Source organism: Actinotalea sp. C106, from assembly GCF_023630195.1.
In the GTDB taxonomy this organism is placed as follows: domain Bacteria; phylum Actinomycetota; class Actinomycetes; order Actinomycetales; family Cellulomonadaceae; genus Actinotalea.
In genome coordinates this window covers 1-1,987 of record NZ_JALPKN010000421.1, presented here as the reverse complement: position 1 = coordinate 1,987, position 1,987 = coordinate 1, and the positions used below count along the sequence as shown (strand labels likewise).

The window sequence follows — 1,987 nt, the reverse complement described above, 5'->3', positions numbered from 1 at the left end:
CGCCGTAGTGCCAGGCCACGCCGTGGTCGGGACCGGCGGCCTCGACCACGCCGTGGCGGCTGAGCAGCGCGCTGCGGGGTCCCGCGGCGGTCACGGCTCGACCCGGGTCAGCCGTGCCGAGGCGTAGGACTGCAGCGGCTCGCCGAAGGCCGCGAGGTCCCAGGTCCACATCAGCTCGCCCTGGACGAAGCCGTACAGCCGGGTCGCGGCGCTGACCTCGGCGGCGTCAGGGGTACGGGCGATGAGGTCGCTCGCGAGGTCGATGCGCCCGTTGCCCACGACGCCGGCGTACAGCGAGAGGTGGCCGGCGGGGTCCACGAGCATGAGCTCGACCGGGTGCTTGTCCTGCGGGACGTCCTCGGGCCGCTCGGGCGGGACGCGCCAGTAGCCCTGCTCTGTGCCCCAGACCCTCGGCTCGGCCACCGCGTCCTCGTCCTCGCCGGCGCCGTCGCTGGGCGCAGGGTCGGGCGCGAGCCAGAGGGTGCTGCTCCACCGCAGGTAAGGACCGCCGTCGTGGTCGACGACGACCTCCTGCGTGACCGCGGTCTCCGGGATGTTCGGGTAGACGACGACGCCTTCGCCGCGCCACGTCCCCACGAGCCAGGCCAGCGGGTAGACCTCGGGGGCGAGCCCCTCGGGCAGGGTGAACGTCATCGGCTACCGCTGTCCCTGGAACAGCTTGTAGACGACGTAGCCCGCGAACCACGTGATCGTGATCGCGGACGCGACGAGGAGTCCGATGAAGAAGATCTCGAGGGCGAGCATGCGTCGATCCTACGACGCCTAGGCTTCAGGCATGTCTGACGCGCGCGACCAGCCCTCCCTCGTGGTGAAGACGACCTCGGGCGCCGACTGCCCCGAGGCCTGCAACCAGGCCTTCACGGTCGCGGCCGCCGCGGTCGCCGCCGGGGCACGGGTGAGCCTGTGGCTGACGGGGGAGGCGACCTGGCTCGCGCTGCCCGGGCGGGCCGGCGACGTCGACCTCGCCCACGCGACCCCGCTGGCCGACCTGCTCGAGGTGGTGCTCGCCGAGGGGCAGGTCACGGTGTGCACCCAGTGCGCGGTCCGCCGCGGCGTCGAGCCGTCCGACCTGCTGCCGGGGGTGCGCGTGGCAGGGGCGCCGACCTTCGTCGAGGAGACCCTGCGGCCCGGGACCCAGGCGCTGGTCTACTGAGCTGTCGCTCAGCCGGCGGGCGACAGCTCAGCCGACGAGGACGCGGCCCACGACGTAGACGAGGATCCCGCTGACCGAGACAGGCAGCACGAGGGCGGCCACGGCGGCCGTCCGGCGCCCGAGGGAGGGCACCCCGTCGAAGAGTGCGTGCAGGGCGGCGACGAGCAGTCCGGTCGCCAGGCCCAGGAAGGCACCGGCGAGGATGGAGACCGAGGGCATGACCGCGCCCACGGTCCCGCCCGCGACCACGGCAGCGCCGGTAGTCACGGTGGCGCCGGTCCAGCCCCCCAGAGGCACGGCCGAGACCGCGGCGCCGATGGCCAGGGCCACCGCGCCGCTGACGACGAGGGAGGTGCCCCCCGGGGTCCGGCCCGAGGCCACCCACCCGGCGGCCGCGGTCACGATGAGCACCCCGGTGACGGTGCCCGTCACGGACTCGACCAGGCGCAGCCGGCCGTCCTGCCGGGCGAGCTCGTTGACGAAGGCCAGCAGCACTGCGAGCGCCAGGACGATGGGCAGGTCCCGCAGGTAGGGCTCGCCCCGGGTCGCCGTGACCGCGAGGACGCCCCCGGCCCCGGAGAGGGCGATGACGACCCCGGTACCGAGCGGGCTGGGCAGGCCGAGCAGGCGGGGCCAGCCGATCGCGAAGAGCAGGACCAGCAGGATCGAGACCCCCACCAGCGGGAGCTCGCCGAAGAAGGCAGCTGCGGCGACGAGGGTGGCCACGGCCGCGGTCAGGACCGCCCGGGTCGAGACGTCCATCAGCGCACCACGAGCCGCGCGAGCCGGGGGGCCGGGTCGGGGCGGCGGAGG

The 1,987-nt window shown here is 74.7% G+C and carries 3 protein-coding genes; 1 reads left to right on the top strand and 2 read right to left on the bottom strand.

All coding sequences use genetic code 11. The features are described from left to right. Nucleotides 1-90: 90 nt before the first annotated feature. The gene (locus L0B03_RS17140; RefSeq protein WP_250448126.1) at nucleotides 91-654 is read right to left on the bottom strand and encodes an FABP family protein; all 564 of its coding nucleotides are present in this window, start codon (nucleotides 652-654) and stop codon (nucleotides 91-93) included. Between the two features lie 142 nt (nucleotides 655-796). Between L0B03_RS17140 and L0B03_RS17135 the strand changes: the two genes are divergently transcribed. Beyond that, nucleotides 797-1,174: a DsrE family protein gene (locus L0B03_RS17135; RefSeq protein WP_250448124.1), complete on the top strand. Its 378-nt coding sequence runs from the start codon at nucleotides 797-799 to the stop codon at nucleotides 1,172-1,174. Nucleotides 1,175-1,201: 27 nt separating this feature from the next. Here L0B03_RS17135 and L0B03_RS17130 read toward each other — a convergent pair whose 3' ends face one another. After that, nucleotides 1,202-1,936 carry a hypothetical protein gene (locus L0B03_RS17130; RefSeq protein ID WP_250448121.1) on the bottom strand — a complete coding sequence of 245 codons (735 nt, stop codon included), beginning with the start codon at nucleotides 1,934-1,936 and terminating at the stop codon, nucleotides 1,202-1,204. Nucleotides 1,937-1,987 lie beyond the last annotated feature (51 nt).